This is a genomic window from Kitasatospora sp. NPDC049285 (genome assembly GCF_040678815.1).
Lineage (GTDB): Bacteria > Actinomycetota > Actinomycetes > Streptomycetales > Streptomycetaceae > Kitasatospora.
The window spans coordinates 17075-38628 of sequence record NZ_JBFAQR010000066.1 but is presented as its reverse complement, the minus strand read 5'-3'; the positions used below and the strand labels follow the sequence as shown (position 1 = coordinate 38628).

General features: G+C 73.6%; 16 protein-coding genes, 1 tRNA gene and 1 pseudogene. 4 read left to right on the top strand and 14 right to left on the bottom strand.

Annotation, left to right across the window (positions count from 1 at the left end):
* Positions 1 to 91: 91 nt before the first annotated feature.
* The 3 genes from AB0K51_RS29580 to AB0K51_RS29570 all read right to left on the bottom strand — a co-directional run bounded on the left by AB0K51_RS29580 (position 92) and on the right by AB0K51_RS29570 (position 4309).
* On the bottom strand, positions 92 to 1399 hold the full coding sequence (locus AB0K51_RS29580; RefSeq protein WP_363460393.1) for an AAA domain-containing protein: 1308 nt from the start codon (positions 1397 to 1399) through the stop codon (positions 92 to 94).
* A gap of 97 nt (positions 1400 to 1496) precedes the next feature.
* Positions 1497 to 3095 carry a hypothetical protein gene (locus tag AB0K51_RS29575; protein ID WP_363460389.1) on the bottom strand — a complete coding sequence of 533 codons (1599 nt, stop codon included), beginning with the start codon at positions 3093 to 3095 and terminating at the stop codon, positions 1497 to 1499.
* Positions 3092 to 4309, bottom strand: a complete 1218-nt coding sequence (locus tag AB0K51_RS29570) for a hypothetical protein (RefSeq protein ID WP_363460391.1) — start codon at positions 4307 to 4309, stop codon at positions 3092 to 3094. Before AB0K51_RS29570 ends, AB0K51_RS29575 begins: the two co-directional genes overlap by 4 nt.
* Before the next feature lie 137 nt (positions 4310 to 4446).
* Here AB0K51_RS29570 and AB0K51_RS29565 point away from each other — a divergent pair, with 137 nt between their 5' ends.
* The gene (locus tag AB0K51_RS29565) at positions 4447 to 5094 is read left to right on the top strand and encodes a histidine phosphatase family protein (protein WP_363460387.1); all 648 of its coding nucleotides are present in this window, start codon (positions 4447 to 4449) and stop codon (positions 5092 to 5094) included.
* A gap of 10 nt (positions 5095 to 5104) precedes the next feature.
* Here the strand turns inward: AB0K51_RS29565 and AB0K51_RS29560 are convergent, their stop codons facing one another.
* Positions 5105 to 6475 carry a tetratricopeptide repeat protein gene (locus tag AB0K51_RS29560; RefSeq protein ID WP_363460385.1) on the bottom strand — a complete coding sequence of 457 codons (1371 nt, stop codon included), beginning with the start codon at positions 6473 to 6475 and terminating at the stop codon, positions 5105 to 5107.
* A gap of 333 nt (positions 6476 to 6808) precedes the next feature.
* On the opposite strand from AB0K51_RS29560, the gene AB0K51_RS29555 reads away from it, so the two are divergent.
* Together AB0K51_RS29555 and AB0K51_RS29550 are read left to right on the top strand one after the other, a co-directional pair.
* Positions 6809 to 7228: a hypothetical protein gene (locus AB0K51_RS29555; RefSeq protein WP_363460383.1), complete on the top strand. Its 420-nt coding sequence runs from the start codon at positions 6809 to 6811 to the stop codon at positions 7226 to 7228.
* 147 nt (positions 7229 to 7375) lie between these two features.
* Entirely contained in the window at positions 7376 to 8251 is an 876-nt protein-coding gene (locus tag AB0K51_RS29550) for a fused MFS/spermidine synthase (protein ID WP_363460381.1), read from the top strand.
* Between the two features lie 252 nt (positions 8252 to 8503).
* On the opposite strand, the gene AB0K51_RS29545 is transcribed toward AB0K51_RS29550, so the two are convergent.
* The 5 genes from AB0K51_RS29545 to AB0K51_RS29525 all read right to left on the bottom strand — a co-directional run bounded on the left by AB0K51_RS29545 (position 8504) and on the right by AB0K51_RS29525 (position 14266).
* Positions 8504 to 9364 carry a hypothetical protein gene (locus tag AB0K51_RS29545; RefSeq protein ID WP_363460379.1) on the bottom strand — a complete coding sequence of 287 codons (861 nt, stop codon included), beginning with the start codon at positions 9362 to 9364 and terminating at the stop codon, positions 8504 to 8506.
* A gap of 68 nt (positions 9365 to 9432) precedes the next feature.
* The gene (locus AB0K51_RS29540; protein ID WP_363460377.1) at positions 9433 to 10887 is read right to left on the bottom strand and encodes a GH1 family beta-glucosidase; all 1455 of its coding nucleotides are present in this window, start codon (positions 10885 to 10887) and stop codon (positions 9433 to 9435) included.
* Between the two features lie 61 nt (positions 10888 to 10948).
* Complete coding sequence (locus tag AB0K51_RS29535) at positions 10949 to 11863, bottom strand: carbohydrate ABC transporter permease (protein ID WP_363460375.1); 915 nt, start codon at positions 11861 to 11863, stop codon at positions 10949 to 10951.
* Position 11864: 1 nt separating this feature from the next.
* Positions 11865 to 12833: a sugar ABC transporter permease gene (locus tag AB0K51_RS29530; protein WP_363460373.1), complete on the bottom strand. Its 969-nt coding sequence runs from the start codon at positions 12831 to 12833 to the stop codon at positions 11865 to 11867.
* Positions 12834 to 12940: 107 nt separating this feature from the next.
* A complete protein-coding gene (locus AB0K51_RS29525; protein ID WP_363460371.1) occupies positions 12941 to 14266 on the bottom strand; it encodes an ABC transporter substrate-binding protein in 1326 nt (441 codons plus the stop codon).
* Positions 14267 to 14570: 304 nt separating this feature from the next.
* Between AB0K51_RS29525 and AB0K51_RS29520 the strand changes: the two genes are divergently transcribed.
* Positions 14571 to 15635, top strand: coding sequence for a LacI family DNA-binding transcriptional regulator (locus tag AB0K51_RS29520; RefSeq protein ID WP_363460369.1), 1065 nt, complete (start codon positions 14571 to 14573; stop codon positions 15633 to 15635).
* Between the two features lie 207 nt (positions 15636 to 15842).
* On the opposite strand, the gene AB0K51_RS29515 is transcribed toward AB0K51_RS29520, so the two are convergent.
* The 5 genes and pseudogenes from AB0K51_RS29515 to AB0K51_RS29495 form a co-directional block, all read right to left on the bottom strand.
* Entirely contained in the window at positions 15843 to 16289 is a 447-nt protein-coding gene (locus AB0K51_RS29515; protein ID WP_363460367.1) for a DUF4442 domain-containing protein, read from the bottom strand.
* 130 nt (positions 16290 to 16419) lie between these two features.
* Positions 16420 to 16495: transfer RNA gene (locus AB0K51_RS29510), tRNA-His, on the bottom strand.
* Positions 16496 to 16609: 114 nt separating this feature from the next.
* Positions 16610 to 17212: an oligoribonuclease gene (gene orn / locus AB0K51_RS29505; RefSeq protein ID WP_363460365.1), complete on the bottom strand. Its 603-nt coding sequence runs from the start codon at positions 17210 to 17212 to the stop codon at positions 16610 to 16612.
* 692 nt (positions 17213 to 17904) lie between these two features.
* A pseudogene (locus AB0K51_RS29500) lies at positions 17905 to 18897 on the bottom strand (helix-turn-helix domain-containing protein); the annotation flags it as partial.
* Between the two features lie 1219 nt (positions 18898 to 20116).
* Positions 20117 to 21082, bottom strand: coding sequence for an HAD family hydrolase (locus AB0K51_RS29495; RefSeq protein ID WP_363460363.1), 966 nt, complete (start codon positions 21080 to 21082; stop codon positions 20117 to 20119).
* Positions 21083 to 21554 lie beyond the last annotated feature (472 nt).

Sequence of the window (21554 nt, the reverse complement as noted above, 5' to 3'; positions counted from 1 at the left end):
TCCTCCACGCCTACAACTACCATCGCAGCCACACCGCACTCGGAGGCCAACCGCCGATCAGCCGCGTCAACAACGCTTCAGGTCAATACACCTAGACAGCGACTCTGTGTCTGTGGAGATGGGCCAGCACCGCGTGGTTCGCCTCCCAGCCGTCGGGGAACTTGACGGCGACGCCCAGTTGGACGGGGTCGGTGGCGGGGTGTTCGTCGAGGAGTTCGGCGATGCCCGCGCGGGCGACCACGATGCAGGCGTGGCGGTGTCGGGAGGCCAGGACGCAGAGGCGGCCGGTCTCCAGGTGGAACGCGGTGGCGTCGGGGCGCCCGGAGAGCGGGTGGAGCACCACGGTGACGTCGTACTCGCGGCCCTGCAACCGGTTCGCGGTGTCCACCGTCACGGCCTCGCCCTCGGCGGGGTCGACGGGGACGCCGAGCCGGGCGAGTTCCGCGCGGACCGCGGCGGCCTGGTCCCGGTGGGCGGTGCCGACCGCCACCCGGCCGGGGGTGAGCGGGGTGGCGCCCTGCTCCGAACGGGCCGTCAGCCGGCGGGCGAGCAGCCGTTGCACGGTCAGCGCGACGGCGGCGACGGCCTGGGCGTCCGTGCGGACGGTGTGCCGGGCGGGGAGTTCGAGCAGGGCCCAGCCGGAGGCCGCGGCCTCGTCGATGGCGGCGTCGACCGCGGAGCCGTCCGCCCGCACGGCGGCGGTCAGCGTCCGGTCGCCGGGGCCGGTGCCGGAGCGGAAGGGGGTGTAGGGGTAGAAGGCGGAGGAGATCAGCGGCGCCGCCGAGGCGGGCAGGCGCCAGGAGACCGGGAGGCGGTGCGGCCGGATCGCCGGGTTGTGGGCGAGCAGGGTGACCACGGCGGAGCCCGACGGGTCGTAGGACAGGCCCGCCCACTGGTCGGTGCCGACCACGGTGAACGGGTCGAGCTGGCCGGGGTCGCCGACGAACAGGGCGCGCTCGAACAGGCGGGCCACGGCCAGCAGGGCGTCCGAGCGCATCTGGTACGCCTCGTCGACGATCGCGTGCCGCCACGGCTGCTCGGTGCGCACCCACTGCCACTTCGCCGCGGTGGAGATCACCACGTCCTGCTCCAGCAGCGCCGCGACCTTGTCCGCCGCGGTGACGTTCGGGTGGCGCAGCGCCTCCGGGGCCGGGCGGGAGTCGCTCGCGTGCAGGCGGCCGATCGACACCTCGGGGGCCTTGGCGGCCAGCCGGTCCACCAGGTCGTCCACCTGGCTGTTGGTCTGCGCCACGATCATCAACCGCTCGCCCGCGGCGACGAGTTCGCGGGCCGCCCGGACCACCAGCGTCGACTTGCCCGCGCCCGGCGGGGAGTCCACCACCACCCCGCGCGGCGCCCCCGGCTCGGGGTGCACCACGGCGCGCAGGATCCCCGCCACCGCCGCGTCGGCGGCCTGGCCGGGCGTCAACTCCGATTCAGGAAGCAGGTCCTGACGGTCAGTCACCAGCTCTCCATCGAGGCTCGTCATCCGTCGATCATTCCCACTCGTCGGCACCGGCCGGTGAATCCTCCCCGGCCGGCGGAGGTCCGCCGTGCGTCCACGGGGTGTCGGCCGGCTCCGGCAGCGGTGCGGACTGCCGCGGCGCCAGCTCGAACAGCGTGAACACCACGGGGGTACCGGGCTCGGGGACGCTGCCGGGCTCGGGGTCGCGCCTGCGGCCCATCCCGGAGAGCAGGCGCACCACCACCTCGCCCGGTGCGGACGAGACGATCTCCGCCCGCTGGGCGGGCTCGGCGTGGGCGCGGAACACCTCCCGGCCCGGGTCGGCGTGCGGGCGGTCCGCGGTGCGCACCACCAGCAGCGGGCGCGGCTTCGGGGAGCGGCCCTCGGTCCACTCCGGGACCACCTCGGCGACCTCGCCCGCGAAGGCCTCGCCGGACAGCCGGCGCTCCGCCATCGCCAGCGGGTCGTCCAGCGCCTCCTGGATCTCCAACTTGGCCTGCTCCCGCTCGCGCTGGGCCAGCTTGCGGGCCGCGGTCACCGCGTCGTCCCGGCGCGGCTGCGGCGGTTCGCCGGCCGCCACCCGGTCCCGGTGCATGGTGTACGACCAGCGGTCGCCCTCCCAGCGGTCCGCGAGGTGCCCGGCCGGCGGCAGGGTGCGCAGCAGCTCCACGCCCTGCCAGACGTCCCGCCAGGTCGGCAGCGCGGCGGCGTGCAGCACCGCCGCGAGCTGGGCGCGGGCCTGCTCGATCAGCCGGGCCGAACGCTCGGCCTCCGCCGGGTCCGCGGCGTCCTGGGCGCGCTGCCAGGCGGCCAGCGCCGCGTCGTGGCGCAGGATCGCCGGGGCCAGGACGCGCTCGTCGAAGCGCGGATCGGTCGCCGGTCCGGCCGGCGGGTGGAGCAGCCCGCCGTCCTCGTCCCGTGCGGACTCCACCCACTCGGCGGCGGCCGGTCCGGTGGTCGCCGGCTCCAGGCCCACCGGCGGGCGGTGCCAGGCGAGTTGGGCGGCCAGGTGCTGGTCCTCCAGGGTGGACTGGCCGGTCGCCCAGTGCCGGGCCAGCAGCCCGGTCATCGGCAGCAGCAGCGAGGAGCCCGGCACCTGGGAGCGGTCGGTCAGATGCGTCAACCACCGCCCCAGCAGCGGTACCTGGGTGGGCGCCGGGTACTCGCCCGGGTCGGCGTCCTCCACCGTGCGGCGGAACCGCGTGGAGCGGCCGAGCAGCGCCAGGTGCGCCACACCCGCCGCGTTCGGCACCAGCAGCTGCGGCGCGTCCGCGCACAACTCCCGGACCACCGGCACCTTCTCGCCGCTGACCGGGTCCTTCTCGGAGCCCTCCAGCAACTCCACCTCGGCGCCGAAGGACTCCAGGTACGGCAGCAGGTCGGCCGCGAGGCCGGCCAGGAACTCCGCGCGCTGGGTGCGGTTCAGCGGCTGCGGCACCAGGTGCAGGCGCGGCGCGTCCGGATCGGTGCCGAGCAGCACCGCCAGCGGCGCGCCCGCCTCGCCGGCCGCCGCCAGCGGGACCAGCACCATCGGACGCTCCGACAGGTGCCGGTGCCGGACGGTCGCCAGCGGCTCCGCCCGCCCCGACCGCACCGACTCCAGCCGGGCCAGCGTGGCGAGCAGGCTCACCGCACGCCCCCCGCGGCCAGCGCCTCCGCCCGCAGCCGGGCCGCGTACGCCAGCCGCTCGGCCGCCTCGTCCAGCCCCAACTCGGCGAAGAGCGACGGCTCCAGGCCCTCCGCGCCGCCCTGCGCGGCCGCCTCCAGCGCGGCCTCCACGGTGCGCAGCGACCCCAGCTCGCCGCGCACCCCGCGGCCGAGCTGCTCCACCGCGCCCGAGCAGCGCGCCTGCGAGCGGCAGTGGAAGCCCAACTCGCAGGTGGAGATACACTCCGGCCCGTACGCCGCGGGCACCGCGGCGACCGCCTCGGCGAGTTCGCCGGTCGGCCGGGTCGGGGCGCCCGAGTCGTCCGGCGCCAGATCGAAGGTGACCCCGTCGGGGAGCGCCGCCAGCAACTCCTCGATCCGGGTCAGCCGGGACAACTGCCGCCGGGTGGTGGACAGTTCGCGGCGCACGTCGACCGGCACCGCGACCGGGCGGTTGGAGAAGTCCTGCGGGCAGACCAGCAGTACCGTCAACTCCGGTGCGCCGGGCAGCTCCTGGGTCGCGTACGGGTCGGCCGACACCTCCCGGCCGGCCAGCCGGGCGGCCGCCTCCTGGAGCGCCAGCACGTACACCGCGGCCTGCCGGGCGGCCGCGCCGACCTTCGCCGGGTCGGCCGAACCGTCCAGGACCGGAAAGGACTTGATCTCGACCACGGTGCACCGCCCGCCGTGCACCACCACCGCGTCCGGCTCCAGGTAGGCGGGGCTGCCCGCCACCTCGAGGCGCAGCATCGGGTGGTCCAGCAGCGTCCAGGCCGCCGGGTCGGACGCGGCCTCGGCCAGCGCCGCCAGCGTCCGCTCGGCGCGCACCGCCGGGGCGGCGGACGGCAGCAGGTCCGGTACCGCGAGCGAGGCCACCTCGGCCTCCGGCACGCCGAGCAGGCGGCGCAGCGGCTCCAGCAGCACCGCGTAGCCGTCCTGCTTCAACCGGGACTCGAACTGCAGGCCGCGGCGGATCGCGAACGGCGACTGGCCGAACGGCGCGGGACGGCCCAGCCGCTGGGCCAGCGCGGTCTTGTCGACGCCCGCGGCGTCCAGCAGCGCGCGGCGGCGACAGCCCGGATTGGCGGCGAGCGCGGCGAGGGCACGGGCGTCAAGGCTGCGTTGCGGCGCCGGGCCGCGCAGCTCGGAGAGCCGCCGCAGCGGCGGGGAGGTCTGCCCCAGGTGCGAGACGTTCATGGTGCGGCCCAGTCTCGCATCCGACACGGACAAAGCGGAGCCCGCCGGTCGAAGCGGCGCGGCCGGTGCGGGATCATGGGCCCGTCGGTCCGCGAAGGCGAGACCGGTCGAACCCCGGCCGCGAGGAGAGAAACCCCATGCCCGCCCGCATCGTGCTGGTCCGCCACGGCGAGACCTCCTGGTCGGCCACCGGCCGGCACACCGGCCGCACCGACGTCCCGCTCACCGACGAGGGGCGCGAGATGGCCCGCGCACTCGGCGAACGCCTGGCCCGCGCCCCGTGGAACGGACTGCCCGAGGCCGTCGTCTACACCAGCCCGCTCTCCCGCGCCCGGGAGACCGCCGAGCTGGCCGGCTTCGGCGACCGCGCCGTGGACCGCCCCGAACTGCTGGAGTGGGACTACGGCCAGTACGAGGGCCGCACCGGCACCGACATCCGCGCCACCGACCAGCCGGGCTGGCTGATCTGGCGCGACGGCGTCCCCGGCGGCGAGAAGCTGTCCGAGGTCGCCGCCCGGGTCGACGCGTTCCTCGCCGAACTCAACGACCGGCACGGCGTCCCGAACCCCGAGACCACCACCATGCACGCCGCCGACTGCGAGGTCGTGCTGTTCGCCCACGGCCACCTGCTGCGCATCCTCACCGCCCGGTGGCTCGGCCTGCCCCCCGAGTACGGCCAGCGGCTCAAGCTCGGCACCGCCGCGCTCTCCGTGCTGAGCTGGGAGTACGGGCTGCCCGCGGTGGAGGTCTGGAACGACCACAGCCACCTGGAACAGCTCGGCTGATCCCCGGAGGCTACGCCGCGGCCAGCGCCCCGTCGTACGCGCCGAGGAACGCCCGCACCTCCGGGACCGCGTCGTGGCCGCGCAGCCGGTCGGCGGTGGCCGCCAGCATGCCGCGGATCCGGGCCGAGCGGACCCGGTCGAGCAGCGCCACCGCCGCCGACCCCTGCTCGGCGGCGCCGGCCAGGTCGCCCCGGCCCAGCCGGTCGTGCGCCAACTCGGCGGTGTACAGCACCCGGTTGCGGACGAAGTGCGGCTCCTGCAACCGCACCGCCCGCTCGGCGCGCAGGCCGGCCAGGTCCCACTCGCCCAGCGCCGACCAGCACTGCGCCTCCAGCCCGGCCAGCTCGGCGTCGCCGAAGAAGGTCATCCACTCCGGGTCGGCGTCCGACTCGCCCTTGTCGAACAGCGCGTACGCCCGGGTCAGCGACCGCTCGCAGGCCGACCGGTCGCCGAGCAGCGCCCAGCCGCCGGCCTCCCGCATCGACAGCAGCGACAGCAGCCGGTCCGAACCCAGCCCCCGGGCTGCCGCCTGCCCGGCCTGGGCGGCCCGCAGCGCCTCCCGCGGGCGGCCGGCGTCCCGGGCCAGGAAGGCGCTGTTGCAGAACACGTGCGCCTCCAGGGCGGAGTCGCCGGCCATCCGCGCGGTCGCCAGTGCCTCCGAGTAGAACGACCTGGCGTCCGTCAACCGGTTCGAGTCGTGGGCCAACCAGCCCACCGAGATGGCCAGTTCACCGGCGCCGGCCTGCAACCGGCGTTCCGTCGCGGCACCGTAGTCACCGTCGTTGAGCAGCACGTACGCGCTGCGCAGCGACTGCCCGGCCAGCTCGAACAGCGCGTCCGCGCCGTGCTCGTCGTCCAGCAACCGGATGTCCCGCACCGCCTGCTCCACCCCGCGCACCTCGGCGGCGCCGACCCGGCGGCGCTCCGGCGGGGTCAGCGGCACGGCGGACGCCGGCCGGTCCAGGCCGAGCGCCGCCGCCAGGGCGGTCGGGCCGCCGCTCAGGAACGTACGGCGAAGCACGTCGTCGTTCTCCTCATCAGGATGGTGCGTACCGTCCGGCGGGTGCGCCGGGACGGCCGGGTCGTCGGCCGACGCGCGGCGGCGGACCGTCGTGCGCGGCGCGAACCCGAGGTCCGCCAGCGACCTGTCCGGCCACATGTGCCGGAACACCCGCTCGTAGGCGTAGTTGGGGCAGCGGATCTCCCCGGACTCCACCCGGCCGACGTAGCGCGGGTCGCAGGACACGTGCTCACCGATCTCCCGGGCGGCCCGGCGGACCAGGGTGGCGAACTCCCCGGGGGAGAGGTCGCCCCGCAGTTCGCGCATCGCCTGGTTGGGGACGGCCGCCGGGCGGGACCCGCCTGATCGCGTGGCTGCCATGCTGCACTCCGAGGTCGTGCCGGGGTGGTCGCGGGCCCCTGGGGGAGGGCCGCCGCATCGCCACGACAGTACCGGCAGTCACCGGACGAACACGGCGCGTCGCAGAGGGAGGCGGTCCCAATTGCGGACAATCCGGACGTGGTTGCCGGGTTGTGCCATGAAATGCCATGGCTTGCTGTACGGCAGGCCGTGGCCTGGTCGACCGGTTCCGCGTTGTCCTGATACATGGACGCCGAGCGCGCGGACCCCCTCCCGCACCGGTTCCCCGTCGCACGGTCGGGTGACGGGAAATCGCCCGGTTTCCGAGCAGCCCGAGGTGACAGGAGGTCCCCCATGGCCACCGGAGTACCGCAGTACCGGCGCCCGCCCGCCCCCGCCCTGCGGTCCGTCCCGGACGTCAGCGGGTACGCCGCGGGCTGCACCACCGGGTACGACACCGTCACCGTGCCCGTCCGGCACGGACTGGAGACCGTCGACATCCTCCGGCTGCGCCGCGCCTGCGGAGCCGTGCAGCAGACCACGACCGGCGCCGCCATCGCCTTCCTGGTCCCGGCCGGCACCGCCCTCGGCTGGCACCTGCCCGGTTCGACCTGTACCGCCGGGGCCGACCTGCTCCCGCCCACCGACCCGCGCTGGATCATGCCGCCCTCCGGCCCGCAGCCGTACGCCCGCCCCACCGATGCCTGGGTGCTGCGCTCCGCCCTCTGCGAAGCCGCCACCACGCTCACCGCCGGTGGCCTCGGCCCGCTCTGAGCCGCATCCTGACCGCCCTGACTGGCCATCAGGAAACTTTTCCGGCCCGGAAGTTGACATGCAAGCGGCATCTCAGCGGGCGGACCTCGCGACCCCGCACCGAGCAGCCCCGATCACCCACCGTCAGCGGCGGCGATAATGGTCCGCATGGGCCGACCCCGCACCACCCCCGTCCCCGGCCGCGCACGCACCGACGGCCCGCTGACCGCCCCCGTCGGATCCGGCACCGCCGAACTGCGCCCCGACCGGGACCGCCCGCACGCCTGGGAACTGCTGATCGACGGCGCCCCCCAGTCCCTGGTCGACCTCGCCGACCCCGGCTGGCTGGGCTTCGAGTACCAGCGACGGATCGGCCACCTGATCGACCTCGCCGCACCCGAACGGCAGCCGATCAGCGCCCTGCACCTCGGCGGCGGCGCGCTCACCCTGGCGCGCTACACCGCCGCCACCCGGCCGCGCTCCCGCCAGCAGGTCGCCGAACTCGACACCGCACTCACCGAACTGGTCCGCGCCGAGCTGCCGCTCGACCGCACCTGGCAGATCAAGGTCCGCGGCGCCGACGCCCGCGCCGTGCTGGAACGCACCCCCGACGGCTCCACCGACCTGGTCATCGCCGACGTCTTCGCCGGGGCCCGGGTCCCCGCGCACTGCACCACGGTCGAGTTCGCCGAACACGCCGCGCGGGTCCTCGCCCCCGGCGGCCGGTACACCGCCAACATCACCGACGGCGGCCAACTCGCCTTCGCGCGCGGCCAGGTGGCCACCCTGCAGGCGGTCTTCCCGGAGGTCTGCCTGATCGCCGACCCGGCCGTGCTGCGCGGCAAGCGCTTCGGCAACCTCATCCTCGCCGCCGCCCACACCCCGCTCCCGCTCACCGAACTCACCCGTCGCCTCGCCGGTGACGCCGCCCAGGCCCGCCTCGAACACGGCCGCCCGCTGGCCGACTTCACCGCCGGAGCAAGTCCCGTCCGGGACGCCAACGCGACGCAGTCGCCGGAGCCCCCACCACGAGCCTTCGGCTGAGCGGGGGCCGGGGTGCCGCGCATCGTCGCTGCCGCGAGGCTTCGGCTGAGCGAAGGGATGCGGAGTGCCGCCGTGCGGGAGGGCGAGCGCCACGCATCGCCTCGTCGCTGCCGCGACCTTCGGCCAAGGGAAGGGATGCGGGTACCGCCGCGCGGCGTCGGCCATCGCCTCCGCCCTGCGCTTTCGGCCGAGGCGGACGGGACAGGTGCCGCCGTGCAGGAGGGCGGTGGGTGGGCCCCGTGGGGCGTGGGGTCAGTGGCCGCCCGGGAGGCCTCGGTGCTTGTACATCGCTGCGCCGGTGAGCAGCATGCCCGCCGCGATCGGGATCAGGACGGCGAGGGCGGTGTCGCCGCTGTCGGCGCGGGCCGGGGCGGCGGTGAGGGTGACCAGGGCGTCGTCGGGGTCGGCGTCCGTCAGGGGCGGGGCCGGCGCCGGGTAGCCGTCCGGGAGGCTGTCACGGACGGTCGCGGGGCGGACTGCGGCGGCGTCGGGGCCGGTGCGGGCGAAGCCCGTCGGCTCGAGCGTCGGTCCGCCGCGCTGGGTCGGGACGAGGTGCTCCGGTTCGCCCCGGCCGGCGGACGGGTGGGAGCGGGAGGCCCGGGCGGGTTCCCCGGGACGGGCGGCCTGCGGCGGGACCGAGGGCAGCAGCCCGGTGGCGATGGCGAACGCGTCAGGGACGTCGGCGCGCTGGCCGGGCAGCGGCAACTCGTCGGTGCCGAGCCGCTCGTGGAGCACCTGGGCGACCGCGCCGTGGTGCAGCGTCCCGGCGAGGCCGTTCACCGCGCCGGGGACGGCGGCCGTGTCGCTCACCGCGCCCCGGACGGTCGTGCCGCCCAGCACCCGCCCGGCATCGCCCAGCAGGTCCGGGTCGCCGTCGGCGGTACCGGCGTCGGCGCTGCGCGCGGTGGAACTGCCGCCGACCGCACCGGTGTTGGCCGAGCCGGCGCTGCCCGGAGCGGTGCCGGCCGGGGCGGCGCAGGCGTCGGTGGCGCCGAGGCCGAGGCTCCACACCTGGGCGGCGAGCATGCCGCCCGCCGCCAGTGCCCCGGGCCGACCCCAGCGGCGGCGCGTGGTGTCCGAACGTCGCGGCTGCTTCGCGTGGTTGGCTCGCACACCAAGGGAGAACGAGCGAGACCCCCCGCAGTCACGCCCGTTGCTCACACTCCGTCACCCCGGCGGGCTCAGCCGAGGCCGCCGCGGCGGATGACTTCGGCGTACCAGCGGGCGCTGGATTTGGGGGTGCGGACCTGGGTGTCGTAGTCGACGTGGACGATGCCGAAGCGCTTGCTGTAGCCGTAGGCCCATTCGAAGTTGTCGAGGAGTGACCACAGGTAGTAGCCCCGTACGTCCGCCCCCGCGGCGATCGCGTCGGCGACGGCGGCGAGGTGCTGCTCGACGTAGCGGATCCGCTCCGGGTCGTGGACGGCGCCGTCGGGGCCGACCTGGTCGTCGAAGGCGGCGCCGTTCTCGGTGACCAGCAGCGGCAGGCCGAAGTCGCGCTGCAGGCCGATCAGCGAGTCGGACAGGCCGGTGGCGTCGATGGGCCAGCCCATGGCGGTGACGTCGTCGTTGGCGAGGTGGAAGACGATGTCCTCGGAGCCGGGCCAGGGGCTGTGCTCGCTGTTGCCGTGGCCGTCGTTGTGGGCGGCGTCGGCGGTCTCGGCGCCGTCGCGGGGGGCGGAGACGACGGTGGGGTTGTAGTAGTTGAGGCCGAGCAGGTCGATCGGGCGGCCGATCTCGGCTTCGTCGCCGGGGCGGACCAGGTCGTCCCAGTCGACGATGGAGGCGGTGTCGTTCTTGAGGTCGTCGGGGTAGCCGCCGGCGAACATCGGGCCGGTCCAGATGCGGTTGCCGACGGCCTCGATGCGGCGGGCCGCGTCGAGGTCCTCGGGGGTGTCGGTGAGCGGCCGGACCAGGTGCAGGTTGAGCGAGACGGAGATCTTGGCGTCGGCGGGGAGCAGTTCGCGCAGGGCGCCGACGGCGAGGCCGTGGCCGAGGTTGAGGTGGTGGGCGGCTTTGAGGGCGTCGGCGGGGTTGGTGCGGCCGGGTGCGTGGACGCCGGAGCCGTAGCCGAGGAAGGCGCTGCACCAGGGCTCGTTGAGGGTGGTCCAGGTGGGGACGCGGTCGCCGAGGGCGCGGGCGGCGAGTGCGGCGTACTCGGCGAAGCGGTGGGCGGTCTCGCGGACGGGCCAGCCGCCGGCGTCCTCCAGGTCCTGCGGGAGGTCCCAGTGGTAGAGCGTGGCGACGGGGGAGATGCCGTGTTCGAGGAGGGTGTCGACCAGGTTGCGGTAGAAGTCGAGGCCGCGTTCGACGGCCGGTCCGCGGCCGGTGGGCTGGATCCGGGGCCAGGACAGCGAGAAGCGGTAGGAGGTGAGGCCGAGGTCGGCCATCAGCCGGACGTCCTCGCGGAAGCGGTGGTAGTGGTCCACCGCGATGTCGCCGGTGTCGCCGTTCAGCACCTTGCCGGGGGTGTGGCTGAAGGCGTCCCAGATGGACGGCGTCCGGCCGTCCAGGGCGGCCGCGCCCTCGATCTGGTAGGCGGCGGTGGCCGCGCCGAAGGCGAAGCCGGGCGGGAAGGCCGTCCGGGGGGCCGCCGCTGCGGAGTGGGCGGCGGTGGACGGATCGGTCATGGTCATACGGGAGCGCTCCCATGGCTGGAGGGTGGACAGGGCGGGCGGTGCCGGGGTCGTTCGAGGGTCAGCTCTTGACGGCGCCGGACGTGATCCCGCCGACTATGTGCTTCCCCAGAACAGCGAAGATCAGCAGGAGCGGCAGCGTGCCCACCAGCGCGCCGGTCATGATCACGGCCTGGTTGATGTCGTGGCCGCTGCCGCCGCCGATCGCGGAGAGCGCCACCTGCACGGTCGGGTTCTGCTGGGTGAGGACCACGAAGGGCCAGAAGAAGTCGTTCCAGGACTGGACGAAGACCAGCATGCCGAGCACCGCCATCGCGGGCCGGGCCACCGGGAAGACCACGTGCCAGATGATCCGCAGGCTGTTCGCACCGTCCACCCGGGCCGCCTCGATCAGCTCGAACGGCAGCGCCTCGGACAGGAACTGGCGCATGAAGAACACGCCGAACGCGGCCACCAGCGAGGGCAGGATCACGGCCTGCAGGTGGTTGCCCCAGTCCAGCTTCGTGACGATCCGGTACAACGGGATCACGCTGAGCTGCGGCGGGATGGTCATGGTCGCCACCACCAGGGTCAGCAGCGCGTTGCGGCCGCGGAAGCGCAGCTTGGCGAAGGCGAAGCCGGCCAGCGTGGAGAACAGCACCGTGGAGAGCGCGACGCAGCCCGCCACCACGGTGGAGTTGAGCAGCGCGGTGCCCATGTCGGCCTGGTCCCAGGCGGTGGTGACGTTGGTCCACAGCTCGCCGCTGGGCAGCAGCGGCGGCGGCGACTGGGCCACCCGCTCGCCGGTGTTGCTGGCGGCCACGAAGGTCCAGTACAGCGGGAAGAGCGAGACGACCGCGGCGATCGCGAGCAGCACGTAGGCCACCGGGCCGGCCTTGTCGTGGTCGCCGGCCCCGCGGCGCAGCAGGCGGCTGCGGACCGCCGGGGCGTCCGGCTTCGCCTCACGGGAGGAGGGGGTGGACAGGGTCGCGGCCATGTCAGCCTCCCAGCTCGTGGCGCTTGCGGTAACGGGTGATCAGGTACTGCACCAGGCCGATCAGCAGCAGGATCAGCAGCATCGTCCAGGCGACCGCCGACGCGCGGCCCAACTGGCGGCTCGGCCAGCCGAGTTCGTACATGTAGAGGCTGAGCGTCTGGAACTGGTGGGCGGAGCCGCCGCTGACGCCGACGCCGCCGCCGAACAGCATCGGCTCACCGAACAGCTGGGTGGCGCCGATGGTGGAGACGATGATGGTGAACAGGATGGTCGGCCGGATCGACGGGATGGTGATCCGGGTGAACTGCTGCCACCGGTTGGCCCCGTCCAGGCTGGCCGCCTCGTACAGGTCCTTCGGCACCGCCTGCATCGCGGCCAGGTAGATCAGCGCGTTGTAGCCGGTCCACCGCCAGGTGACGATGGTGGAGATGGCGATCTGCGAGGGCCAGGTGTCGGCGTACCAGTCGGTGCGGTCGATGCCCACCGAGCTCAGCAGCCAGTTGATCATCCCGTAGTCCGGGTTGAACAGCTGCACGAAGACCAGCGTGGCGGCGGCGATCGACGTCGCGTAGGGAGCGAGCACCGCCACCCGGAAGAAACCCCGCCCGCGCATCCGGAAGTTGAGCAGGTGCGCCAGCCCGAGCGCCATCGCCAGCTGCGGGACGGTGGAGATCACCCCGATCGTGAAGGTGTTGCGCAGCGCCGTCCAGAACTGGTCGTTGGACCACAGCCGGGTGTAGTTGCCGAGGCCCTTCCACTCCATCACGTCGGGCTTCAGCAGGTCGACGTAGTGCAGGGACAGCCAGCCGGTCCAGATCAGCGGGAACAGGCCGAAGGCGGCGAAGCAGAGGAAGAACGGGGCGATGAAGGCGTACGGGGACGCCTTCAGGTCGAACCGGTACAGGCGGGAGCGCCAGGCGGGGCGCCGCGGGGCGGCGGGCGGCGCCTCGGGGCGGACGGTGGTGGCCACTTGGGGTTTCCTTCCCGGGGGTGGCGAGGGGCGGCGGAACGGCGCCCGGCCGGGTGGGCGGACCCGGCCGGGCAGTTGGGGTCGGTGACGGCGCAGGCCGTACCGACTCAGTGGCCGACCTTGTCGTCGACCAGCTTGGTGACGTTGGCCCAGGCCTTGGCCGGGTCGGTGCCGTGCTCCTCGATGTCGAGGATGCCGTTGTCGGTGATGATCGTCTTCACGTTGCCGTCCTGCTCGCCGATCGGGGCGGGCTTGATGGCCTGCGCGGTGGCGGCGAAGATCTGGCCGGTCGGGGCGTTGTTGAAGTACTCCTGCTTGGCGCCCTGGACGGCGGGCTGCTGCAGGCCGCCGACGGTGGAGGGCAGGTTGCCGACCTTGGTGAAGACCTTGGCCTGCTGCTCCGGAGCGGTCAGCCAGGCGGCCAGGGCCGCGGCCTCCTTGGTGTGCTTGCCGGCCTTCGGGACGGTCAGGAAGGCGCCGCCCCAGTTGGAGGCGACCGGCGGGGCCGCGACGTCCCACTTGCCCTTGCCGGCGTCACCGGAGTACTTGCTGATGATGCCGGTCATCCAGGACGGGCAGACCACGGTGGCGAACTTGGCGTTGGCGAAGGCCGCGTTCCAGTTGTCCTGGAACTGGCGCAGGCCCGCGCTGATCTTCGCCTGGGAGGCGGAGACCGCGATGTTCCAGGCCTTCTTCACGCCCGGCGAGTCCTTGTAGACGAGCTTGCCGCTGGCGTCCGAGTACTGCTGCGGCTCGGCGGAGAGCGAGGCGTTGAACAGGCCGCTGGCCGAGTCGGTGAAGAAGGTGCCGGCCGGGGCCGCAGCCTGGTAGGTCTTGCCCGCGTCGACGAACTTCGACCAGTCGCCCTGCCACAGCTTGGCGACCTCGGCGCGGTCGGTGGGCAGGCCGGCCTGCTGGAACAGGTCGGTCCGGTAGCAGATCGCCATCGGGCCGATGTCGGTGCCGAGGCCGATCAGCGAGCCGCTCGACGTGGTGGCCTGCTTGGACTTCCAGTCCAGCCAGTTGCCCGCGGTGATGCCCTCGGTCTTGCCCAGGTCGACGAACTTGTCGCCCAGGGTGTTGGTGGCCTGCGCGATGTAGCCCACCTCGACGGCCTGGATGTCGGCCAGACCACTGCCCGAGGCGAGGTGCGTGGTCAGCGCGTCCCAGTACTTCTGACCGTCCTGGACGGTGTCGTACTTGATCGTGATGTTCGGGTGCGCGGCCATGTACTCGTCGTACAGGCCGGCCTCCTTGTACCCGAAGGTGCCGAAGTCGCCGACGTTCAGGGTGATCTTCGCGCCGGACGCCGCCGAGGAACCGTCCGAGCCGCTCTTGGCCGAGCTGGAGCAGGCGGTCAGCAGCAGGGCGGAGGAGGCGAGCACCGCGGTGGCGAGGACAGCGGCTCTACGGGGGCGGGAGGTGGTGCGCATGGGGCGAACTCCTTTGTTCCTGGCGGGTCTGGCCGGGTGGCTACACGGGGGTGCTTGGTGCGCGGAATCTTGGCTAGAGTGTGGGAGCGCTCCCACACCTGGCATGCCGGAAGGTTGCTGTGTCTCGGGGGTGAGTGTCAAGACGTGGTGACATAAACGTTGCCGGAGCGTTTCCGCTCCCGTCATCGTCATCGGGGTCGCCCCGGATGGTCGGAAACGCGTCGGGACCGGCCACAATGAACATTCCGTACGGACCCGGGGCGGGTCCGGCGGTACCGCCCTGAAACGACCGAGAGGTGTAGCGATGAGCCCGACCGCACAACGCCCCGACGCACTCCATCCGGGCGTCGGCGGCAGAGCCACCGCGCGCCCGACACTGGAGGAGGTCGCCGCGCTGGCCGGCGTCGGCCGGGGCACGGTGTCCCGGGTGATCAACGGGTCGCCGCGGGTCAGCACCAAGGCCCGGGAGGCGGTCCAGTCCGCGATCGCGGAACTCGGTTACGTCCCCAACCGGGCCGCCCGCACCCTGGTCACCTCGCGCACCGACTCGATCGCGCTGGTCGTCCCGGAAGCCGAGACCCGGCTGTTCTCCGAGCCGTACTTCTCGGACATCATCAGCGGCGTCTCCGCCGAACTGGCCGAAACCGACATGCAGCTGCTGCTGATACTGGTCCGCAACCAGCGCGAGCGGGAGCGTCTGTCGGCCTACCTCACCGCCCAGCGCGTCGACGGCGTGCTGCTGGTCTCGGTGCACCAGGACGACCCGCTGCCGGCCCTGCTGGAGAGCCTGGAGATCCCCTCCGTGCTGGCCGGCCGCCGCGGCGACCTGGAACCGCTCAGCTACGTCCACGCCGACAACGCGGGCGGCGCCCGGATGGCCGTCCGGCACCTGCTGCGCCGCGGCTGCACCCGGGTGGCCACGCTCACCGGCCCGCTGGACATGGAGGTCGCCCAGGCCCGTCTCGGCGGCTACCGCCGCGCCCTGGAGGAGGCCGGGCGGAGCTACGACGAGGCGCTGGTCGGCCTCGCCGACTTCACCGAGGAGGGCGGCCGGGTCGCCATGCGCGAACTCCTGGACCGCCGTCCCGACCTGGACGGGGTGTTCTGCGCCTCCGACGTGATGGCGGCCGGCGCCATGCAGGTTTTGCGCGCCGCCGGACGGCGAATTCCGGACGACGTGGCGGTGATCGGCTTCGACGACTCGATCGTCGCCCGGCACACCGACCCGCCGATGACCAGCGTGCGCCAGCCGATCGAGGAGATGGGCCGCACCATGGCCCGACTGCTGCTCGACGAGATCACCGAACGCGGCCGGGCCCGGCGGCAGGTGGTGCTGGCGACCGAGTTGGTCGTCCGCGACTCCGCCTGACCGCCGGGCCGGGGCTCGCGCTTGGGCCTGTGCACGGGCCCGCTCTCGGGCCCGTGCTCGCGCTTTGGCCCGTGCTCGCGCTTGGGCCTGGCCTCGCGCTTGGGCCCGGCCTCGCGTTGGGGTCTGGCCTCGGGCTCGCGCTCGGGCTTGGCTGCGGGCTTGGCCGAGGTGTTGGCCTCGGTCTCGTGCCGAGGGCCTGAGTGGGCGTCAGGAGTTGGGGCGCAGCGTCCAGACGATCTCCAGCACGCCGGTGACCGCGCCGTCCTCGCGGGTGATCTCCACGGTGACCGGGAACTCCGGGCGCTGGCCCTCGTCCAGCTCCGCGACCACCTCGGCGATCGGGCGGCCGAGCGTCGCGGTGGCGGTCACCACGCCGCGGGCGAGCTTCTTGAACGAGATCTCGCCGACGGTCGGCAGCGGCACCGCGCGGCCCAGCTGGTCGCCGAACGCGGCCAGCACGATCGCGCCGCTCGCCGACTCGGCCAGCGTGAACATCGCGCCCGCGTGCGGACCGCCCACGTGGTTGCGGTACTCCGGGAGGTCGGGCAGCCGCAGCACGGCCCGCTCCGGGGTGGTCTCCAGGTACTCCAGCTGCAGGGTCTTCACCATCGGGACGGTGTTGGTGAGCAGCTCGCCGATCGCAGTAGAGGTCATGCCGCCGATGTTACTGGCAGGTAGCTTATGCGTCCATGGCCGAACCGACACGGTTCCCTGACGGGGCGTCAGGGGTGGGAAACGACTCAGGGCCCGATTCTCGCGAGGAGAATCGGGCCCTGAGTTTCGATGGGGTGAGCGACGGGACTCGAACCCGCGGCCACCTGGACCACAACCAGGTGCTCTACCAACTGAGCTACGCCCACCATCTGTCCGGTGCATTCCCGCTTACGCGTTCCCGCTCCGACAGGAAGAACTCTACAGGATGCGAAGGGGTGCTTGCGCCAGGGTTTTGCAGACCGCTCGGACCGGAGTGCTGGTCAGGCCGTGGGCACCTGGTACTTGGCGGCGATCGTCCGGGCGGCCTCGGTGTCCGGGCCGGGCTGCGGGACGAACACCGCCTCGCGGTAGTACCGGAGTTCGGCGATCGACTCGCGGATGTCCGCCAGCGCGCGGTGGCTGCCGCCCTTCTGGGGGCTGTTGTAGTAGGCGCGCGGGTACCAGCGGCGGGCCAGCTCCTTGATCGAGGAGACGTCCACGATCCGGTAGTGCAGGTGCCCCTCCAGCTCCGGCATGTCCCGGGAGAGGAAACCGCGGTCGGTGGCCACGGAGTTGCCGCACAGCGGCGTCTTGCCGGCCTCCGGGACGTGCTCGCGGATGTAGGCGAGTACCCGCTCCTGCGCCTCGGCCATGGTCAGGCCGTCCGCCAACTCGTCCAGCAGGCCCGAGGCGGTGTGCATGGTGCGCACCACCTCGGGCATGTTCTCCAACGCCTCGGCGGGCGGACGGATGATCACATCCACGCCCTCGCCGAGCACGTTCAGCTCGGAGTCGGTCACCAGCGCCGCGACCTCGATCAGGGCGTCCCGATCGAGGTCGAGCCCGGTCATTTCACAGTCGATCCATACCAGACGGTCATTCACGCCCCTCACCCTACGGCGCGATCACGCGACCTCGACACCGTACGCGCCCCGTCCGTTCCGAACTCCGCCGGCTCGCGAGCCCCGCGCTCCGGTTCGCCCTCCGCACGGTGCGCCGACCGCCGCCCGCGGGCGCTCGGCTGCTCACCGCCCGGCTCCTCGGCGATCGCGTGCTCCACCGGACGGTCCGCCGGCACCGCGCCCCGCCCGCCCGGATAGGCCGCTCCCGGGTACGCCGCGCTCGGCCGCACCGGCTGACCGGGGGCGGCGGGTGCGTGCGCGTGCGAGTGGCTCGGCTGGGCGTGGCTGGGCTGTGGGTGGCCCTGCTGCGGGTGGTTCGGCTGTGCATGGCTCGGCTGCTGCTGCGGGTAGGCGTGCTGCTGGCCCGCCTGCGGGTGACCGGGGTGGCCGGTCTGGGCCTGGCCCTGCCCCTGGCCCGGGTACTGGTGGCCGGAGGGGGCGGTCCGGGCGGCGACGCGCGGGTCGGCCGAACGGTCCGCGCCGCCGCGCTGACCGAAGGAGTTCGGCGGACCGGGTTGCGGGGGCACCAGCGGCCGCGGCCGCTGCCGCAGGTTGCCGCCCGGGCCCGGAGCCGCCGTCGTCGCGGCCGAACTCGGCGACGGGGCCGCCGCCGCGGGCTGGAGCGCGCGCTCGCCGGCCGGACCCTGGCTCGGCACCGTCGCGTTCGCACCGGACGGACGGCGGGCGCGGAAGGTCGTCCGGTACGCGGCCGGGGAGACCCCCAACTGCCGCCGGAAGTGCCCCCGCAGCGCCACCGGCGAACGGAAGCCGCACCGTCGCGCCACGTCGTCCACCGACAGGTCCGAGGTCTCCAGCAACCGCTGCGCCTGCAGCACCCGCTGGGTGATCAGCCACTGCAACGGGGCACTGCCGGTGAGGGTCCGGAACCGCCGGTCGAAGGTACGTCGGGACATGTAGGCGCGGGCCGCCAGCACCTCGACGTCGAACTGCTGGTTGAGGTTCTCCAGCGCCCAGGTGACCACCTCGGCCAACGGGTCGTTGCCGATCTCCTCAGGTAAAGACTGGTCGATGTACTGGGCCTGACCGCCGCCGCCGCGGCGGTTGGGCACCACGAGCCGACGCGCCAGCGCGTTGGCCGCCTCCGCGCCGTGGTCGCTGCGCACCACGTGCAGGCAGAGGTCGATGCCGGCCGCGGTGCCCGCGGAGGTCAGCACGTCGCCGTCGTCGACGAAGAGTTCGCGCGGGTCGACGTGCACCCGCGGGTAGCGCTTGGCCAGGGTCGGCGCGTACATCCAGTGCGTGGTCGCCGGACGTCCGTCCAACAGCCCCGCCGCGGCCAGCACGAAGGCGCCGGTGCACAGGCCGATGATCCGGGCGCCCTCGTGGTGCGCCTTGCGCAGCGCGGCGATCGCCTCGACCGGCGGCGGCTGGGAGATCGACCGCCAGGCCGGGACCACGATGGTGCCCGCGCGGGACAGCGCCTCCAGGCCGTACGGCGCGGTCAGGGTCAGCCCGCCGGTGGTCGTCAGCGGACCGTCCTCGCCCGCGCACACCAGCAGCCGGTAACGGGGGACGCCGGCGTCCTGGCGGTCCACCCCGAACACCGACAGCGGGATCGAGCTCTCGAAGATCGGCGCCCCGCTGAACAGCAGGACCGCCACCGTCTCCCGGCGCCGACGACCCGCCAGCTTGCGCGGCGCGGCCAGGGCACCCGGACCGGTGGCCGCGGAACCGGCGAGGGCCGCGAGGGCGGCGGTCGCCGGGACGGGGCCGCCGGCGTCCGCGGTGAGCGTGGCGGTGGCGCCGGTCGCGGCCGCCCCGGACGAGGTCGGGCCGCCGTGGGCGGGGGAGTTGTGCGGGAGGTTGTGAGCGGCGGCGTTGTGCGCGATCGCGTTGTGGGCAGCGGTGCCATGGGCAGCGGCGCTGTGGGCGACGCTGCCGTGGCCCGCGACGGTCGCCGCCGTGGATGCGGCGTGCGCGTGGGCCGCGATGTGCTGACTGGGCGTCAAGGCGCCTGTCCCACCCGTGAGCTGACTGGAACCCGCACCCGATGCGAAGGAACCGGCCGACGCGCCACCGGACTTGCCGAGTCTCGCGCCTCCGCCGGGGAGGCCCGACGGCTGGCGGCCGCCTTCAGGACCCGCGTCGCTCCTGCTCACCCTGCTCAAGGCGCTCCAGCCCCCTCGATGGTGTGGTGGTCTCGGCTGCCAGTCTGCGAGCCAAGATCGAATCTACTTGGTGGACCGTTGCCGTTGTGACTAGTTCACCATCCGACGCTATGTCGACATGGCAATTTGGCGCGAAGCATTCGATCACGAAGCGTGGCACCCGCCGACCTCCGTGTGAAGGGGGCGCGGACAAGGGTGGCCGGTTGTCGCACGAGCCGGCGCTGCGGTTGGCCTTGACAGCCCGCCCACCGGCCGCTGTGTGCTGCGGCTTTACCGCACTGTGCTGTTCGGCCCGCAGATTGGCTGAAAATCGGCGGTTCAAAACGGGGGCGTGAGCCCGCCCGGTACGCGCCACAGCGCACACCGCGGACGCGACCCCTGCGCCCCACCAGCCCCCGCCCCGACCTGAACCGGCCATCGCTGACCCGCCTTCACCTCACGCTCCGTCACTTCGCATCCGTCGATTCACTCCCGTCACACCAACCCCAACCGTCGCGGTGACATCGCGGCGTCACAGCCTGCCGACCAGGCGCAGGCGTGCGGATGCCCGCCGCACAATCGTCCGAATCCGGCCCCTCGGGACGGTGTCTGCTGCGGCGGGCGAGGCGTGGTGTGCGACGGGCGGGAGGGTGGTGGCAGCGGTGGTGCGGTGCTTGGTCGTTCGGGTTCCCGCGCGGGTTCGGGTCGGGTGCCGGCTCGGGTTCGGGCTCCGGCTTGGGTTCGGGCCGGGCCGGGCCGGGCCGGGTTCGGGCTCGGTTCAGGCGCCGGCTGCGTGGGTGGAACGGGACGGGGAGGCCGCCAGCGGGATGGCGAGTGGGGTGGGGCGGGGGAGCGGTGTGGCGGTCGCGGCCGTGCCGGTTGTCGGGCGCCCTGCGGGGACGCCGGCCTGGACACCCGCCTGGACACCCGCCGGGACGGCTGTCGGGACGGCTGTCGGGGCGAGGTGGGAGGCGGGGACGGCGAGCCTGGAGCGGCTGCGTGGCTTGCCGGTCGCGGCGGGGGAGTTGGCGACGGTGACCGGCTGCGCCGCGGTGCTGACCCGGAAGCGGGTGCCGGGCGCCTCGGCGGCGTCGAGGACCAGGCCGACCGCCTCCGGTAGGCCCGGGGCGCTGACCGTCGGACGGTAGGCGCGCTCGGCCCACGGACGGCCGTGGTGCAGCCAGACGCTCCGCAGACCGGCCGCCTCGGCGCCGGCGATGTCGGCCGGGGCGTGGTCGCCGACCATCCAGGTCTGCGCGGTCCAGTCGCCGGACGGGCGGAAGCCGCAGCGCCGGGCGGCGATCTCGAAGATCAGCGGGTCCGGCTTGAGGCAGTGCGCCTCCTCGGAGATCACCCACCCGTCCACCAGCGGGGCCAGGCCGGTGCGTCGGATCTTCTCCAGCTGTGGCCCCGTTCCGCCGTTGCTGACGATCCCCAGCGTCCACCCCGCCGCGCGCGCTGCCTGCAACGCCGACACGTGCGAATCCGGGCAGTGGATATGGGAGTTGATGCCGCGCCGGTAGTGCGCGAGCAGTGCGTCGAGCGAACGGTCGAAGCCGTAGCGGCGCCTGGCCGCGCCCAGTACGGTGCTGCGCGGAACGTAGCCCCCACCGTCGAGCGTGACCAGCCAGTCGACGTCCCCGGCGGGCAGCCCGTTCTCGGCGAGGAAGTCCACCGCCCAGGCTCTGAACGCGGCGTCCCGCGGCAGCAGGGTGTTGTCGAGGTCGAGTAGGAGCAGCGGCATGTCGAGCATGCTGCCAGCGGCCGAGCGGTATGCACGTGGCAATTGCCAAAGGCGTTGGGAATTCGCGCGAATTGGCCGAATCCGGATGGTCCGGCCACAACCGGGGCGTCTCGGTACGTCTCGGTACAGGAGGTGCACCTGCGACGGGTGTGAATGCTGGTGCGGGTGCACGGTCGACCTTGCGGGTAGGACCGATGACAGTCGGGTCACGGTGTGTGGCGGCACTGTTGCGTTCACGGCGGGCGTTCGGTCAAGCTCCTTGGAACCCGTCGCACAGGGGGCGCACGCGAACTGCTCGCACATCCCCCGTACGCGGGATCCTTGTCCGACAAGGGTTTCGCTGGTGGGCGGGGTCCGACTCCAGTCGTACTCTGAAAGGCACAGGTCGCCATCGGTGGTACTCGTTCCGGTACGGTTCGCTACCACGGTCGCCCCTGTCACCGGGACGGGGCGGTCCGCCGCCGTGTCCCCA

Bases quoted from the DNA above. Each gene is read 5' to 3' on its own strand.
- AB0K51_RS29570 (WP_363460391.1), bottom strand. From the start codon at position 4,309: ATGAACGTCTCGCACCTGGGGCAGACCTCCCCGCCGCTGCGGCGGCTC.
- AB0K51_RS29565 (WP_363460387.1), top strand. From the start codon at position 4,447: ATGCCCGCCCGCATCGTGCTGGTCCGCCACGGCGAGACCTCCTGGTCG.
- AB0K51_RS29560 (WP_363460385.1), bottom strand. From the start codon at position 6,475: ATGGCAGCCACGCGATCAGGCGGGTCCCGCCCGGCGGCCGTCCCCAAC.
- AB0K51_RS29555 (WP_363460383.1), top strand. From the start codon at position 6,809: ATGGCCACCGGAGTACCGCAGTACCGGCGCCCGCCCGCCCCCGCCCTG.
- AB0K51_RS29550 (WP_363460381.1), top strand. From the start codon at position 7,376: ATGGGCCGACCCCGCACCACCCCCGTCCCCGGCCGCGCACGCACCGAC.
- AB0K51_RS29540 (WP_363460377.1), bottom strand. From the start codon at position 10,887: ATGACCATGACCGATCCGTCCACCGCCGCCCACTCCGCAGCGGCGGCC.
- AB0K51_RS29535 (WP_363460375.1), bottom strand. From the start codon at position 11,863: ATGGCCGCGACCCTGTCCACCCCCTCCTCCCGTGAGGCGAAGCCGGAC.
- AB0K51_RS29525 (WP_363460371.1), bottom strand. From the start codon at position 14,266: ATGCGCACCACCTCCCGCCCCCGTAGAGCCGCTGTCCTCGCCACCGCG.
- AB0K51_RS29520 (WP_363460369.1), top strand. From the start codon at position 14,571: ATGAGCCCGACCGCACAACGCCCCGACGCACTCCATCCGGGCGTCGGC.
- AB0K51_RS29515 (WP_363460367.1), bottom strand. From the start codon at position 16,289: ATGACCTCTACTGCGATCGGCGAGCTGCTCACCAACACCGTCCCGATG.
- AB0K51_RS29495 (WP_363460363.1), bottom strand. From the start codon at position 21,082: ATGCCGCTGCTCCTACTCGACCTCGACAACACCCTGCTGCCGCGGGAC.